At 71.7% G+C, this 15,006-nt stretch carries 17 protein-coding genes; 4 read left to right on the top strand and 13 right to left on the bottom strand.

The genetic code is table 11. The features are described 5' to 3' along the window. Positions 1-40: 40 nt before the first annotated feature. From rocD to ABZX22_RS06445, 5 genes are all read right to left on the bottom strand, one after another. Complete coding sequence (gene rocD, locus ABZX22_RS06465; RefSeq protein WP_354906556.1) at positions 41-1,249, bottom strand: ornithine--oxo-acid transaminase; 1,209 nt, start codon at positions 1,247-1,249, stop codon at positions 41-43. Positions 1,250-1,251: 2 nt separating this feature from the next. Continuing rightward, positions 1,252-2,049 carry a dimethylargininase gene (ddaH, locus tag ABZX22_RS06460; protein WP_354906555.1) on the bottom strand — a complete coding sequence of 266 codons (798 nt, stop codon included), beginning with the start codon at positions 2,047-2,049 and terminating at the stop codon, positions 1,252-1,254. 50 nt (positions 2,050-2,099) lie between these two features. After that, positions 2,100-2,612 carry an Lrp/AsnC family transcriptional regulator gene (locus tag ABZX22_RS06455; protein ID WP_354906554.1) on the bottom strand — a complete coding sequence of 171 codons (513 nt, stop codon included), beginning with the start codon at positions 2,610-2,612 and terminating at the stop codon, positions 2,100-2,102. Positions 2,613-2,833: 221 nt separating this feature from the next. After that, complete coding sequence (locus ABZX22_RS06450; RefSeq protein ID WP_354906553.1) at positions 2,834-3,538, bottom strand: DUF5941 domain-containing protein; 705 nt, start codon at positions 3,536-3,538, stop codon at positions 2,834-2,836. Then, complete coding sequence (locus ABZX22_RS06445; RefSeq protein WP_354906552.1) at positions 3,535-5,046, bottom strand: CDP-alcohol phosphatidyltransferase family protein; 1,512 nt, start codon at positions 5,044-5,046, stop codon at positions 3,535-3,537. The genes ABZX22_RS06450 and ABZX22_RS06445 overlap by 4 nt, the downstream gene beginning before the upstream one ends. A 118-nt stretch (positions 5,047-5,164) precedes the next feature. Here ABZX22_RS06445 and recO point away from each other — a divergent pair, with 118 nt between their 5' ends. Beyond that, a complete protein-coding gene (gene recO / locus ABZX22_RS06440; RefSeq protein WP_354906551.1) occupies positions 5,165-5,902 on the top strand; it encodes a DNA repair protein RecO in 738 nt (245 codons plus the stop codon). Beyond that, positions 5,899-6,687, top strand: a complete 789-nt coding sequence (locus ABZX22_RS06435) for an isoprenyl transferase (RefSeq protein ID WP_354906550.1) — start codon at positions 5,899-5,901, stop codon at positions 6,685-6,687. The genes recO and ABZX22_RS06435 overlap by 4 nt, the downstream gene beginning before the upstream one ends. Before the next feature lie 99 nt (positions 6,688-6,786). Here ABZX22_RS06435 and ligD read toward each other — a convergent pair whose 3' ends face one another. The 6 genes from ligD to ABZX22_RS06405 all read right to left on the bottom strand — a co-directional run bounded on the left by ligD (position 6,787) and on the right by ABZX22_RS06405 (position 11,347). Continuing rightward, the gene (ligD, locus tag ABZX22_RS06430; protein ID WP_354906549.1) at positions 6,787-7,737 is read right to left on the bottom strand and encodes a non-homologous end-joining DNA ligase; all 951 of its coding nucleotides are present in this window, start codon (positions 7,735-7,737) and stop codon (positions 6,787-6,789) included. A gap of 7 nt (positions 7,738-7,744) precedes the next feature. Next, positions 7,745-8,293: a CGNR zinc finger domain-containing protein gene (locus ABZX22_RS06425; protein ID WP_354906548.1), complete on the bottom strand. Its 549-nt coding sequence runs from the start codon at positions 8,291-8,293 to the stop codon at positions 7,745-7,747. 117 nt (positions 8,294-8,410) lie between these two features. Further along, positions 8,411-8,800, bottom strand: coding sequence for a transcriptional repressor (locus tag ABZX22_RS06420; protein WP_354906547.1), 390 nt, complete (start codon positions 8,798-8,800; stop codon positions 8,411-8,413). After that, positions 8,797-9,633, bottom strand: coding sequence for a metal ABC transporter permease (locus ABZX22_RS06415; protein WP_354906546.1), 837 nt, complete (start codon positions 9,631-9,633; stop codon positions 8,797-8,799). Before ABZX22_RS06415 ends, ABZX22_RS06420 begins: the two co-directional genes overlap by 4 nt. After that, the gene (locus ABZX22_RS06410; protein ID WP_354906545.1) at positions 9,630-10,412 is read right to left on the bottom strand and encodes a metal ABC transporter ATP-binding protein; all 783 of its coding nucleotides are present in this window, start codon (positions 10,410-10,412) and stop codon (positions 9,630-9,632) included. The genes ABZX22_RS06415 and ABZX22_RS06410 overlap by 4 nt, the downstream gene beginning before the upstream one ends. Further along, positions 10,400-11,347: a metal ABC transporter substrate-binding protein gene (locus tag ABZX22_RS06405; RefSeq protein WP_354906839.1), complete on the bottom strand. Its 948-nt coding sequence runs from the start codon at positions 11,345-11,347 to the stop codon at positions 10,400-10,402. Before ABZX22_RS06405 ends, ABZX22_RS06410 begins: the two co-directional genes overlap by 13 nt. Before the next feature lie 23 nt (positions 11,348-11,370). Between ABZX22_RS06405 and ABZX22_RS06400 the strand changes: the two genes are divergently transcribed. Then, positions 11,371-13,251, top strand: a complete 1,881-nt coding sequence (locus ABZX22_RS06400) for a molybdopterin-binding protein (protein WP_354906544.1) — start codon at positions 11,371-11,373, stop codon at positions 13,249-13,251. Here the strand turns inward: ABZX22_RS06400 and ABZX22_RS06395 are convergent, their stop codons facing one another. Together ABZX22_RS06395 and ABZX22_RS06390 are read right to left on the bottom strand one after the other, a co-directional pair. Continuing rightward, positions 13,252-14,079: an alpha/beta hydrolase gene (locus ABZX22_RS06395; protein WP_354906543.1), complete on the bottom strand. Its 828-nt coding sequence runs from the start codon at positions 14,077-14,079 to the stop codon at positions 13,252-13,254. It abuts the gene before it with no gap. A 75-nt stretch (positions 14,080-14,154) separates the two neighbouring features. Then, positions 14,155-14,493 carry a DUF6703 family protein gene (locus tag ABZX22_RS06390; protein ID WP_354906542.1) on the bottom strand — a complete coding sequence of 113 codons (339 nt, stop codon included), beginning with the start codon at positions 14,491-14,493 and terminating at the stop codon, positions 14,155-14,157. A 167-nt stretch (positions 14,494-14,660) separates the two neighbouring features. Between ABZX22_RS06390 and ABZX22_RS06385 the strand changes: the two genes are divergently transcribed. Then, positions 14,661-14,951 (top strand): antibiotic biosynthesis monooxygenase family protein, encoded by a 291-nt coding sequence (locus tag ABZX22_RS06385; protein ID WP_354906541.1) that lies wholly within the window; start codon positions 14,661-14,663, stop codon positions 14,949-14,951. The last annotated feature ends 55 nt before the right edge of the window (positions 14,952-15,006 follow it).

Here is a 15,006-nt window from a genome sequence, read left to right as displayed (position 1 = left end):
CGGCTCGCGCCGCGCGGGGCGCGAGCCGTACCGGGGGTGGCTACCTGAGCGCGGCGATCGCGTCGGCCAGCTGGTCGACGGCGTGGTGCAGGTCCTCCTCGGAGATCACGATCGGCGGGGCGAGCCTGATCGTGGAGCCGTGGGTGTCCTTGGCCAGGATGCCGCGCTCCAGCAGCGCCTTGGACACCGCGCGGCCCGTGGCGAGCGAGGGGTCGATGTCGACGCCCGCCCACAGCCCGCGCCCGCGCACGGTCACCACGCCGTTGCCGATCAGCTCGCGCAGGCGACCGTGCAGGATCTCGCCCAGCCTGGCCGCCCTGGCCTGGAACTCGCCGGTGTTGAGCAGCTCGATCACCGCGTTGGCGACCGCGCAGGCCAGCGGGTTCCCGCCGAACGTGGAGCCGTGCTGCCCGGGCTGGATGACCCCGAGCACGTTCTCGTCGGCCGCGATGGCCGAGACGGGGACCACACCGCCGCCGAGGGCCTTGCCGAGCACGTAGATGTCGGGCACGACGCCCTCGTGGTCACAGGCGAAGGTCGTGCCCGTCCGGCCGAGACCCGACTGGATCTCGTCGGCGATCATCAGGATGTTGTGCTCCGTGCACAGCTCGCGCACCTGGGTCAGGTAGCCGTCCGGCGGCACGAGCACGCCCGCCTCGCCCTGGATCGGCTCGACCAGCACCGCCACCGTGTGGGCGTCGATCGCCTCGCGGATCGCCTCGGCCGAGCCGTACTTCACGATCTTGAAGCCGGGGGTGTACGGGCCGAAGTCCGCGTGTGCGTCGTCGTCGGTGGAGAAGCTGACGATCGTGGTGGTGCGGCCGTGGAAGTTGTCCTCCATCACGATGATGTTGGCCTGGTCCCGCGCCACCCCCTTGACCTTGTAGCCCCACTTGCGGGCCACCTTGATCGCGGTCTCGACGGCCTCGGCGCCGGTGTTCATCGGCAGGACCATGTCCTTGCCGGTCAGGTCGCCGAGACCGGCGCAGAACGTGGCGAACTGGTCGTGGTAGAACGCCCTGCTGGTCAGGGTGAGGTTCCTGAGCTGCTCCTGCGCCGCCTCGATGATCTTCGGGTTGCCGTGGCCGAAGTTGAGGCTCGAATAGCCGGACAGGAAGTCCAGGTAGCGCTTGCCTTCGACGTCGGTCACCCAGGCGCCGTGCGCCTCGTGGATCACGACGGGCAGCGGGTGGTAGTTGTGCGCGCTGCGGCGCTCGCTTACCTCGATGTGTTCCGCACTGGTGGTCATTGTCAGTTCTCCCCCCTGATTTCCAGTGTGCAGCACTTGGGACCGCCGCCTGCCTTGCGCAGCTCGCTGAGGTCGACGGGGATCACCTCGTATCCACGCCGCTTGAGGTCCAGCTGGAGGTCGTGCGCCTCCACATTGATCACGACGTTGGTGCCGTCGCTGACGGCGTTGAGACCGAGCACCTCGGCGTCGTCGGCACCCGCGATCACCGCGTCCGGGAACATCCGCCGCAGGACGCGCCGGCTCCCCTCGGAGAACGCTCCGGGGTAGTAGGCGATATTCCGCCCGTGCAGCGGGAACAGCGCGGTGTCGAGGTGGTAGAAGCGCGGGTCGACCAGCTGGAGCGAGACGACGGGGCGGCCCAGGAACTCCTGCGCCTCGCTGTGCGCCTCGCGCGAGGTGCGGAAGCCGGTGCCCGCCAGGATCACCTCGTCCATGGCGAGGAAGTCGCCCTCGCCCTCGTTCACGTGGGCAGGCTCGTAGGTCGGGTAGCCACGCTCGGCGAACCAGCTGAGGTAGGCCGGGCCCTCGGCGGCCCGCTCCGGGAAGGCGAAGCGGGCACCGTAGACCCTGCCGCCCGCCACGAGCGCGCCGTTGGCGGCGAACACCATGTCGGGCAGGCCGTCGATCGGGTCGATCAGGCTGACCCGGTGACCGAGCTCCTCGTAGGCCGCCTTCAACCCCTCCCATTGCCTGATGGCGACGGCGCGGTCGGCACCCGCGTCCGGATCCATCCACGGATTGATCGCGTACTCCACCGCGAAGAAGTCAGGTCGGCACATCAGGAAGTGCTTGGGCATGCTGCGGCTCCAACTCGTCGAGGGGGACGGCAGCAGCCTAGGAACAGTGTTTACGCAGGCCAAGCGCCCGATATTGCGTGTTGGGGCGGGTCTGTTGCGTCTTGTGGCATTCCGGCGCCGATCCGTTGCGCCTCGTCCACCAGCCGCGACAGCACGATCGAGCTCTTGGTCCGCACGACGAACGGCTCGGCCGCGATCCGCTCGATCACCCGCTCCACGTGCCGCACGTCAGTGGCCCTGATGTGCAGCAGCGCGTCGGCCTCGCCGGTGATCGTGCAGGCCGAGACCACCTCGGGGTGGCGGGCGATCGCCAGGCCGATCGCGGCGGGGGAGGTCTTGCCCTGGCAGAACAGCTCCACGTAGGCCTCGGTGGTCCAGCCGAGCGCCTGCGGGGCGATGCGGGCGCTGAACCCGGTGATCGCGCCCGCGTCGCGCAGCCGGTCCACCCTGCGCTTCACCGCCGACGCCGACAGGCCGATGCGCTGTCCGATTTGTGCATATGTCGCTCGGGCATCGTCGACCAGCGCCCCGATGATGTCCCGATCCAACCGATCCAGTTCCACGTCCCCCTGTATACAGCCTGTCCTGTACAGCCAGCGGCTCGGCGCAGGCAGGGCGCGCCCCCGTCCCCGCGATGGTAGGAATGCCGCTCGCCGCACGTAAAAGGACCCCGGCGTCCGGCATCCCGAGGAGATCTAAACCCCGTTCACGCAGCCGGGGCCGCGTTCGTTCACGCGGCCCCGGACTGGGAAACCTGACAGGGACTCTCTCCGGAGCCCCGGTGTCAGGCCTTCTCGGCCTCGCCGGTGGCCTGCTCCAGCGCCTCTTCGGGCGAGGCCTCCAGGTCCTGCTCGGCGTCGGCGCTGGCCTGCGCCGAGGCCTTGTCGAGCCGTACCCAGCTCGTCACGCTCTCCACCGCGAACAGCACGAACAGGTAGGCCGTCAGCACGTACAGCACCGGGGTCAGCGCGCCCAGGGCCGCGCCCGCCGCGATGATCAGCAGGCGGACCTCCCAGCCGAGACCGGCCATGAAGACCCACGTGGGCGGCCAGATGCTCTGCCTGGTGCGGTAGACGGTGTCGTAGGTGTGGTAGCCGACCACGTACAGCAGCACGAACAGCAGCCACTTGGGCGCGTCGTAGGCCAGGCCGACCAGGATGACGACGAGGAACTCGGTGCCGCGCAGCAGCGGCGGCACGAGCCAGTCGAGGCGGCCGAGGTGGTCGCGCGCCCCCGTGGGCAGCACGAGCACGATCATGACGGCGACGGAGATGAGCGGCGACAGGCCCGCGACGGCCAGGCCGATCGTCGCCAGGAGCGCGACCAGCAGCGTGGGGACCGGGGGCAGGCCCTTGCCCAGGCGCGAGGCGAGGGCGTGGACCAGCGGACCGTCATCGCGGTAGGCCAGGAGCCTGGCGGTCTGGATGCGGCGCCGTTCCTCGTCGGGGTCGGGAGCGGAGGTGGCGGTGGTCTGCGGCTGCGTGATCATGCGAGAGACCTCATGACGCGTCCAGTGACGGTGTAGGCGGAGGCGACGCTTCCCCAGATCAGCAGGGTGATGAAGGTGACCCGGGCGTCGAAGAGGGCGGCGGTGATCGCGATGGCCGCGAACCGCTCGCCGATGGGGAACACGACCATCTTGCGTGCCCAGTAGACGAAGCGGAACTTGCCCGCCTTGGTCCACATCTTGAGCACGCCGCGGATGCCGGTGCTGCGCTCGACCTTGCGCCGCTCCAGCGCCTTGCGCAGGTCGCGGTCGTCGGGCGCGGTCATCGGGGTGGTGGGCAGCGGGGACGGCGCCTTGCGCCGGTTGGCCGCGCCGAAGGAGAAGTCGAGCAGGTGCTTGACCGACTGCAGGGAGATCGCGGCCAGCGCCAGGATCCAGATGTCGTCGCTGTGCCCGGCGACGACGTAGCCGACGGCCAGGCCGGCGAAGACGACGTACTCCTTGAACCTGTCGAACGTCGCGTCGAGCCAGGCGCCGAGCACGCCGAACTTGCGGGCGTAGCGGGCGACCTGGCCGTCGACGCAGTCGAAGACGAACGCGAAGTAGATCAGCACGCCGCCGGCGACCATGCCGAGCCGCTGGCCGGTGGCGAAGCAGAGAGCGGCGGCCACGCCGAGGAAGATGGAGATCAGCGTGACCTGGTTGGGCGTCAGCCCGCGCCGCGCCGCCCAGCGGGCGATGAAGCGGGAGTAGGTGCTGACGAAGTAGGTGGTGAAGAAGCCGTCGGCGCCCTTGACCGCGTTGTTGAGCCTGGCACGGTCCTCGTCCATGCCGGACATCTCGGTGGCGGCCTCGTTGGCCTCGGCCTGGGTGGTGATGCGGCGGAAGAACAGGTCGCGGCGGCCACGGATGCCGACGGAGACGCCCTTGCGGACCAGGCCGAAGATGATCAGCTGGGCCAGGTCGTCCTCGGGGCCGAACAGGTGGGCCAGGTCGGCCAGCTCGCGGCAGGCCTCGGCGAGCACGGGCAGGTTGCGCGCGGTGAGGTGGAGCGGGCCGAGCAGGATCGCGTTGGGCCGGGTGACGGCGTGGTGGGCGGTGCCGACCGAGATGACGCGCGACTTGCCCACACGGGTGCGGACCATGAGCCCTTCGAGGCTGTTGCCGCCGATCTCGGGCGCCGCCTCCTCGATGGGCACGTCGTAGGCGATCCGCTCGCCGTTCTCGTCCTCCGCGCGCGGCTCCTTGGCCACGAGCGTGATGGCGCCGCGCTTGGCCTTGGTGATCTGGTAGATCAGCTCGTCGTGGATGACCGAGTTCTCGGGCAGGAGGAGGAGGTTCTCCTCGGCCGACTCGGCGATCTGGGCGATGGCGCGCAGGGCGGTGGCGAGATCGGCGCGCTGGACGAGAAGCGGCTGCGGGTCGAGCGAGAGCGCCTGGGCGCGCAGTCGCTCGCCGACGGTGGGCGAGCCGGGGAGGGCGGCCAGCCTCAGGCCGGTCGGAGCGGTGTCGGGGCCGGGCGAAGAGCCCAGCAGGACCACGCGGGTCATGTCACCCTTTCGAGGCAGTTGCGGGGGGTAGAACAACAGGTAAAACAGGGGCAGGTGTCAAAGTCTAGTGAGACTCGGGTAAAGCCGGTCCACCCCAAGGTCACCCTAGACTGGACCAGTGAGTCTCTACCGAGACGAGGGCGTCGTCCTGCGGACCCAGAAGCTGGGCGAAGCCGACAGGATCGTCACCCTCCTCACCAAGCGCACGGGCAAGGTGCGCGGCGTCGCCAAGGGCGTGCGCCGCACCACCTCCAGGTTCGGCGCGCGCCTCGAGCCTTTCACACATGTCGATCTCCAACTGCACGTGGGTCGCACGCTCGACGTGATCACGCAGGCGGAGACCATCCATCCGTACGGCGAGGCGCTGGCCCACGACTACCCCCGCTACACGGCCGGCAGCGCCATGCTGGAGACGGCCGACCGGCTCACCCAGGGCGAGAAGGAGCCCGCGCTCAGGCAGTTCCTGCTGCTGGTCGGCGGGCTGCGCACGCTGGCCGACGGCAGCCACGAGCCCAGGCTGGTGCTCGACGCCTACTTCCTGCGCTCGCTCGCGGTCGCCGGTTACGCGCCCGCGCTGCGGGAGTGCGCCAGGTGCGGCGGCGAGTCGGTGCGGGCGTTCGCCATCGTGGCCGGCGGCGCGGTGTGCGGGTCGTGCCGTCCCGCCGGCGCCGCCGTACCCGCGGGAGAGACCCTCACCCTGATGACGGCGCTGCTGCGCGGCGACTGGGACACGGCCGACGCCTCCGAGGCGCGCCACCGCTCCGAGTGCAGCGGGCTGGTGGCCGCCTACCTGCAGTGGCATCTCGAACACGGCATTCGTTCTCTCCGCCACGTAGAAAGGGAGCCAGCCCGGTGAACGTCCGTCCCCCTGCACCGCACCCGTCGGGTGCGGTGCCCCCGCCGATCCCGCGGGACCTGGTGCCGAAGCACGTCGCCATCGTCATGGACGGCAACGGCCGGTGGGCCAAGCAGCGCGGCCTGCCGCGGACGGAAGGGCACAAGGCCGGCGAGGCCTCGCTGTTCGACGTCATCGAGGGCGCGCTCGAGCTGGGCATCCCGTACCTCAGCGCCTACGCCTTCTCCACGGAGAACTGGAAGCGCTCGCCCGACGAGGTCCGCTTCCTCATGGGCTTCAACCGCGACGTGATCCGCCGCCGCCGCGACGAGCTCCACGCGATGGGCGTGCGGGTGCGCTGGGCCGGCCGGCCGGGCCGGCTGTGGAAGAGCGTCATCGCCGAACTGCAGGACGCCGAGGAGATGACCAGGAACAACCGCACGCTCACGCTGCAGTTCTGCGTCAACTACGGCGGGCAGGCCGAGATCGTCGACGCCGCGGTCAAGCTGGCCCAGGACATCGCGGCGGGCCGGGTCAAGCCGGGCCGGGTGAGCGAGAAGGTGTTCGCCCGCTACCTCGACGAGCCGGACATCCCCGAGGTCGACCTGTTCGTCCGCTCCTCGGGCGAGCAGCGCTTCTCCAACTTCCTGCTGTGGCAGTCGGCCTACGCCGAGATGGTCTTCCTCAACCGGCTCTGGCCCGACTTCGACCGCCGTGACCTGTGGGAGGCGTGCGAGATCTACGCCAAGCGCGACCGGCGGTACGGCGGAGCCGTACCCAACCAGGTGGAGCCGCCGAGGCGCTAGGGTCGAGCACCTGCGCCCGCTCCGCAGCGTCGACGCGGTGCCCGAGCACGACCCGTTCGACACGCCCGCGCACACCGTGGCGGGCTGAGGCGGTGCCCGTCAGCCCCGGCGGGCGCGGGCCCTGCGCTTGCCCTCGTGCATGGCCTGCACCCTGGCGACGGGGATGGTGTGTCCCTCCTCGACGAGGTCGGCGGGCAGGTCCTGCGGCAGCGGCATGAGCTCGGCCCAGGGGTCGCCGGTGCCCAGCAGCCCGGCGGCGGTGCGGACGGTGAAGTCGGCGGGTGCGACCCGGTCGAGGTCGTCCCACGCCACGGGGAACGACACGGGCGCGCCGGGGCGCACGCGCGGGCTGTAGGCGGCCACCACCGTCGCCCCGCCCGCCCTGGTCGAGTCGAGGAACACCTTGCCCTCCCGGTCCTCCCTGATGAAGGCCGTGGTGGCGAGGCCGGGGTCGATCCGCTCGGCCCGCGCGGCCAGAGCCCTGGTGGCGGCGGCGACGTCGGCCATCGCCAGGCCCTCCCGCAGCGGGACGAAGACGTGCAGCCCCTTCGCGCCGCTGGTCTTGACGGCGCCCGCCAGGCCGGCGTCGGCCAGTGCCTGGCGGATCAGCCCGGCGGCGCGCACCACCATCGGGAAGTCGTCGCCGGCCGGCGGGTCGAGGTCGAGGACCAGGTGGGTGGGATGCTCCCAGCCGGCGGCGGTCACCAGCGTCGGGTGGTACTCCACCGCGCGCTGGTTGGCGAACCACAGCAGGGTCCTGCGGTCGTCGCACAGGGCGTAGGAGACCTCCCTGCGGGACGTCTCGGCCCACAGGGTGACCGTACGGATCCAGGAGGGCGCGTAGGACGGCACGTTCTTCTGCATGAAGGGCGCCTGGCCCTGGCGTACCCGCACCACCGACAGGGGCCGCGCGCGCAGCGCCGGCAGGATGCGGTCACGCATCATGTCGAGGTAGTCGACCAGGTCACGCTTGGTCACGCCCGCGTCGTCGAACAGCGGTTGGTCGAGATTGGTCAGCGGGACCTGGTCTCTGACCTCGTCGGTGGTCACCGGATCATCATGCCCGCCGCCGCGCCCGGTATGCGGCGACATGCATGCGGTTGCCACAGGTACGGCTGTCGCAGTAGACGCGTGACCTGTTGCGCGACTCGTCCACGAAGACGTGGTCGCAGTCGGGCGCCGAGCAGGTGCGCAGCCGCTCCCACTCGCCCTCGACCAGCAGGTGCGCGAGCGCGATCCCGCAGTCGGCCGCCAAGTGCTCGGCCAGCGAGGCGTCGGGCGCGAAGTAGTGCATGTGGACCGGGTGACCGTCGTGCTCGGTCAGCCTCGGGGTGATGCGCGTGTCCGTCAGCAGCGTGTTGAGCAGCCGCAGCGCGGTGGCCTGATCGGGTGCGTTGAAGACGCGGTGAAGATCCTCGCGCAGCATCCTGACCTGCCCCAGGTCGCGTGGGGTGAGGGTCTGGATGCCGCTGACCTGGCGCACCCTGACGAACTCGGCCAGGTCGTCGAGATCGCCGAGCCGTTCGTCGCCACCCGTCGACGGTGAGGTGTTCACCAGGTCGACGGCCGTGGCGAGCGAATACACCATGTCATGGCCAAACGGCATGTCAGCTCCTGTCGTGGCCTACTCCAGCGTGGGGGCACAGCGTATCTCCCACGCGGAGTGCCGGGGGCCTTCCTGCGGTGCACATACCCGTTTCGTGCCCTCTGGCACGTCCAGGTGTCAGGAGGCGCGCGCGGCGGCCGAGCAGGCGGCGCAGGTGCCGAAGACCTCGACGGTGTGGGTGACCTCGGTGAACCCGTGTTCGGCGCCGACGGACTCGGCCCAGCGCTCGACGTCGGGCCCGGCCACCTCGACCGTGCGGCCACAGCGGCGGCAGACCAGATGGTGGTGGTGGTCGCCGCTGGCGCAGGCGCGGTAGACCGACTCACCGTCGTCGGTGCGCAGCACGTCGACCTTGCCGCCGTCAGCCAGGGCCTGAAGCGCCCGGTAGACCGTGGTCAGGCCGATCTTGGCGCCGTCGGAGCGCATCTCGGCGTAGACGTCCTGCGCGCTGCGGAAACCTTCGCTCCTGCGAAGGGTGTCATGAACGGCATCGCGACGAGTGGTCATGGATTGCTCTCCTGGGTTCGGCCTCGCCGTACGAATCTACCGACCACCAGGGCCAGCACGAAGCCGGCGAGAGCGAGAAGAACGATGGCGGCGCCCGGCGGCACCTTGGCGGAGAAGGTGGAACCCAGCAGCCCGCCGACGGCCGCGAGGACGCCGAAGGCCATCGACAGCAGCATGGTGGCCCGGAAGCCCCTGGTGAACTGCTGGCTCGTGGCCACGGGGATCACCATGAGCGCGCTGACCAGCAGCAGTCCCACGACACGCATGGCGATCACGACGGTGAGCGCGGCGGTGACGGCGATGAGCAGGCTCAGGAACCGCACCGGCAGCCCGCTGGCCTTGGCCACCTCCTCGTCCTGGCAGAGCACGAACAGCTCCCTGCCGAAGACGGCCACCACCGCGATCACGGCGACGGCCAGCGCGCCGATCACCCACAGGTCCTGGGCGGTCACGCTGGCGATGGCGCCGAACAGGTACGAGGTCAGCTTGGCGTTGCTGCCGCCGGGCGCGATGGAGATCAGCATCACCCCGCCCGCGATGCCGCCGTAGAACAGCAGCGCCAGCGCCACGTCACCGCTGGTACGGCCGCGCGCCCGCACCAGCTCGATGGCCACCGCGCCGACGACCGACACCGCGACGGCGGTCAGCACGGGCGCGGCGCCGGTGAGGAAGCCGAGCGCGACGCCGGTGAGCGCCACGTGGCCGATGCCGTCGCCGAGCAGGGCCAGGCGGCGCTGCACGATGAAGGTGCCGACCAGCGGCGCGCAGAGCCCGACCAGCAGCGCGGCGGCCACCGCCCGCTGCATGAAGGGAAGCTGGAGCAGCTCGATCATGCCTCTGCCCGCCATCCCGCCAGCGGCCCGGTGACGGGCTCCTCGGCGTGCGGGTGGACGTGCTCGTGCCCCGGCTTGGCGCAGTCGCCCTCCGGCTGCGGCGGCACGCCGTCGTGGGCGATCACGCCGTCGCGGACCACCACGCCGCGGGTGATGAGCGGCTCGAGCGGGCCGAGCTCGTGCATGACCAGCACGATCGTCTTGCCGCGGGCCACCAGCGTGGTGAGGGTGCCGGCGAGCAGGCGCTGGCTCTCGGCGTCGACGCCGGCGTTGGGCTCGTCCATGACGTACAGGTCGGGCTCGCCGGCCAGGGCGCGGGCGATGAGCACCCGCTGCTGCTGGCCGCCGGACAGCTGCTGGACCGAGTCGCCCGCCCGATCGGCCAGCGACACCGACTCCAGCGCCCGCTCGACGGCGAGCCTGTCGGCCGCGTCGGTGGGGCGCAGGCGACGCTGGCGGGCGATCCTGCCCGAGGCGACGACCTCGCGGACCGTCGCCGGCACGCCGCCGCCCACCTGCAGCCGCTGCGGGACGTAGCCGACGCGCCACCACTCGCGGAAGCGCGCGGGCGGCCTGCCGTACAGGAGGGTCTGGCCCCCGGACAGGGGGATGAGCCCGAGCAGGGCCTTGACCAGGGTGGACTTGCCCGATCCGTTGGCTCCCATGATGGCGACGACCTCGCCGGAGCCGATGGTCAGATCGACGCCGCGAAGCACGGACCGGCGGTCCAGGGTCACCTGGCCGCCGGTCATGTCGAAGACTGCTGTCACGCTGTGCATCCCAGTGCGGTTCGCAGGGTCGAGAGGTTCTGGCGCATGGCCGTCAGGTAGTCGCCGCTGGACGGCGCGCTCTCCAGGGGGTCGAGCACCGCGGTCTTCGCCCCCACCTCATGAGCGAGGACCTCGGCGACCTTGGGGCTGACGAGGGCCTCGGTGAAGATGGTAGTGACCTTCTCGGCCTTGGCGACCTTGGCCACCTCCGCGAGGCGGGCGGGGGACGGCTCGGACTCGGGGTCGAGGGTCAGGCCGACCTGCTTGAGCTGGTAGCGGTCGGCCAGGTAGCCGAAGGCCTCGTGCGCGGTCACGATCGACCTGGCCGAGCAGGTCGACAGGCCCTTGGCGAACTCCTGGTCGAGCGCGGTGAGGGCGGCGGCCGTCTTGGCCGCGCGGTCCTTGAAGGCCTGCGCGTGCGCGGGGTCGGCGGCGGCCAGCCGCTCGCCGAGCTTGGTCGCCACGCCCGCGAACGTGCTGGGGTCGAGCCACAGGTGCGGGTCGTAGGAGATCTCGTGCTCGTGGTCGTGCCCCTCGGCGCCCTCGGCCGCCTCCTCCTTCGCCGGCAGGGTCCGTACGGCGGCGGCCGCGTCGAACTCCTTGCCGGCCCCGTTCTGCTCGACCGCCTCGTCCACCGCGGGCTGCAGGCCCTTGACGTAGGCGGTGAGCGTGGCCCCGCCGATCTCGGCGACCTGCTGCGGCGTCAGCTCCAGGTCGTGCGGCTCGACCCCGGGCGCGGTCAGCGTCGCGACGGTCGCGTCCGGACCGGCGACCTGCTCGGTCAGCCACTGCAGGGGGTAGAAGCTGGCCACGACCTTCGCCTTGCCGCCGGCCTCGACGGCGGCCACGGGCTCGGTCTCGGCGGCGCCCGCTCCGCAGGCGGCGGTGGCGGCCAGCAGCATCCCGCCGGAGATCAAGGTGAGGAAACGGGTCTTAAGGGGCATCACACCACCCAGTATGAACCAGAATGAAAATGGTTGTCAAAATCCCTTCGGGGTGCCGGGCCCTGTGGCGCGGACGTTCATCGGGGCGCCTCTGCGGAAACCCGCGAGCGTGGCTTCTTCTTCCAGGCGGCCGGACTCCCCGGCCGGCGGGACCGGCCCGGGTCCATGGCAAGGTTCGTCTCGTGAGCACGTACGTACCTCTCCACCCGGCCGGTCGCGATGGGCACAGTGGAAGTGTGAACTGGTCGCAGGCCCGCGCCGTCGCGCTGCGCGCCGCGCCACCATGGCCGGAGGCGGAGGTGCCGCTGGCCGCGGCGCACGGCTGCCGGCTCGCCCGTCCGCTGCGGGCGCTCGTCGCGGTGCCCGGGACCGACGTGTCGGCCATGGACGGCTACGCGGTCGCGGGCGAAGGACCCTGGCGGGTCGTCGGCCGGGTGCTGGCCGGCGGGCACGCGCACGGCGAGGTGCTGAAGCCGGGGTACGCGGTGGAGATCGCCACGGGCGCTCCGGTGCCGGAGGGGGCGACGGCGGTCCTGCCGTACGAGGCCGCGACGGTCGGCGACCACATACCCGGAGACCGCCGGGCCGATGGGGCGGCCGACGGCGGTGTCTCCGAGGAGGTGCGGGTCGGCGAGGTGGTCGACCACGGTGCTTCTGAGGAGGTGCGGGTCGGCGGGGTGTCCGGAGACAACGCGCACCGGGAAGGGAGGCCGCTGGCCGGGGCGCTGCCGGGTGGGGAGCGGCTGGTCCGCGGGGTCGTCGAGGAAGGGCGGCACATCCGCAGGCGTGGGGAGGACGTCGGGCTGGGCGAGGTCGTGCTGGCCGCGGGGACCACGGTGACTCCCGCCGTGCTCGGGCTGGCCGCCGCGCTCGGCCACGACGTGCTCGCCGTTCACCGCCGGCCCCAGGTGGCGGTGCTGGTGACGGGGGACGAGGTGGTCGAGGCGGGACTGCCCGGGCCCGGGCGGGTGCGTGACGCCATCGGGCCGTTCCTGCCCGGGCTGGTCGCATGGGCGAGCGGCACGCTGGGGCCCACCCTCAGGCTGCCGGACGGCGCCGCCCCCCTCCACGCCGCCCTCCGCGCCCGAACGCCGGAAGGCACACGCCCAGGTGAGGCCGGAGAGGCCCGCCCGCCAGGGAAGGAAGACGTGTCATCGGCCGGAGCAGAGGGCGCGTGTCGGCCGGGGGAGGAAGACGTGTCATCGGCCGGAGCAGGGGGCGCGTGTCGGCTGGGGGAGGAAGACGTGTCATCGGAGGGAGTAGAGGGTGCGTGTCCGCGGGGGGAGGGGGACGTGCCGTCGGCCGGAGCAGGGGGCGCGTGCCTACCGGGGGCGGGGGACGTGCCGTCGGCCGGTGCGGGGGATGCGTGTCCTCCAGGGGAGGGAGAGACGCGTTCGGCGGGGGAGGAAGGGGTGCGGTCGGCCGAGGTGGTCGTGGTGTGCGGGGCCTCCTCGAAGGGTCCCGCCGACCACCTGCGCGGCGTGCTGGCCGAGCTGGGCGCCGAGGTGCTGGTCGACGGGGTCGCCGTACGGCCGGGCCATCCGCAGCTCCTGGCGCGCCTGCCCGGCGGACGGCTGGTCGTCGGCCTGCCGGGCAACCCGTTCGCGGCCCTGGCGGCGGCGTTGACGTTGCTGGTCCCTCTGCTCCGCGGCGAGCGCTACGAGCCGGGCGAGCGCGTGACGCTGGCGGAGACGTCGGTGAAGGATCGCCGGGGCGGCCCGCGCGGCCTGGCCCATCACCGCGACACGCGGCTGGTGCCGGTGCGCAGGTCCGGCGCGGGCGCCGGGCCCGTGGGGCACGACCGGCCCGGCTCGCTCTGGGGCGCCGCGCTCGCCGACGCCTTGGCCGTCATCCCGCCGGGATGGGACGGCGAGCCGGTCGAACTGCTCGACCTGCCCGCCTGATCAGCCAGGGGCCCCGGTGAGGGCGATGGAGGTGACCGTGTCGAGGGTGGCGCTGCCGGGACGCAGGTAGTCGTTGTGGCCGCCGTCGCCCCCGTCGAAGACCCGGGCGCCGAAGCCGCCGGTGACGGGGTCGGCGCCGAAGCCGACCGGGCCGAGCCGTACTCCTGCCCTGAACACGTCGTCCTTCCTGGACAGGGTCGCCCACACCCGGGCGGGCGTGCGGAGTTCGGCGCTGGTCGAGACGCCCATGCCGGGGCTGCCCAGCGCCACGATGTCGGCGACCGGCAGCCCAGGCGCCGCCTGCCCGCACACGACCGTGCCGTAGCTGTGGCAGACCAGGCTCACCCGGTCCTTGCCTTCCAGGGCGGTGACCAGCTCGCGCAGCGCCTTGGCGCCCTTGGCGGCCGGCAGCGTGGTGATCACGTCCCAGTCGGTCATCTCGGGCGCGTCGTAGCCGAGCCAGCCGATGACGGCCACCTCATGGCCCGGCCGCAGCTGGGCGGCCCTGGCGTGCAGCGCCTTGGCCGCGCCGCCGGGTGAGACCGAGGAGCCGTCGAAGTCGCGCAGGCCGAACCCGGTGCCGGGCACGTAGACGATCACCGTGCGGGCCTTGGCCAGATCCCCGACCACCTCGATCACCCGCCCGTCGCCCACCTTGTCGTACGCCATGAGCTGCCGTCCCGGACCGGCGACCGCGCTGTTGGCGGTGTAGCGCTCGGCCAGCGCGCCCGCGGTCAGCGCGGGCAGCTCCAGCGCGCTGGTGCCGGACAGGCACCCGGCGCCCGTGGCGCACAGGACGAGCACGGCACCGACCAGGAAACGACGCATGACTCCGGACCGTATGTCACCCCGGCCACAGCTCACGTCACGCCAGAGGCGGATCCGGATGATCGTCCGGAAGAACTAGAAGGCACCGAACCTGTCGGCCGCCACCAGGACGAGGAAGGTCAGCATCGTCACGCGCAGCAGCTTGCCGCCGGTGCCGAGGGAGGGCCACGACAGGTAGGCCAGCCATCCGACGAAGGCGACCACGGGCAGCACCGCGAGCCCGCCGAGCCAGCTGTCGAGCGCGAAGCCGGCAAGCAGCAGGATCACCAGGACGGCCGGTGCCACCCATCGCGGTACCTGCGTGAACAGGAAGGTGATGGGGACGGCGCTGCGCTGTTCGACCGCCTTGCGCAGGCCCGTGGCGCCGGGCGTGAAGAACTGCTCGCCGGGCGGGAGAGGCTTTCGACTGGCCACCTCCCGAGCCTAGCGCGCGACCCGCCCGTGCCTGAAGGATCGCCACAGGACCCCTCTCCGGTACCGGCCCTTGACCGCCTGCTGTCCGCCCCGCCGGGCGCGAGCGGAAGGGCGGATCCTGAAGAGCGCACATCGGGACACCCCTCTTGTCTGACATCCTGGAACGCGTGCTCGCTCTGATTCGCTACACCGTCCCCGAGGCGCGCTCCCAAGAGTTCCTCAAGCAAGGCCAGGAGATCATCGACGTGCTCGCCGAGCAGCCGGGCTACCTGCGCGGCCGCCTGTGCCGTTCGGTCGACGAGCCCAACCTGTGGGCGCTGGTCAGCGAGTGGGAGGGCGCGGGCTTCTACCGCCGCGCGCTCTCGGCGGCCAGAATGGCGATGTACCCCCTGATGATCCTCATGGTCAACGAGCCCAGCGCCTTCGAGGACGTCTACCTTTCCGGCCGCGACGATTAGTCGCGCGCGGGGGCGGCCGGATGTCCCCTAAGCTGGGATCTCATCATTCCTACTC

It is taken from the genome of Nonomuraea sp. NPDC003804 (assembly GCF_040610675.1).
Taxonomy (GTDB): Bacteria; Actinomycetota; Actinomycetes; order Streptosporangiales; family Streptosporangiaceae; genus Nonomuraea.
Note: the sequence above shows the minus strand (reverse complement) of the source record. Positions and strands in the feature narration are given on the sequence as shown.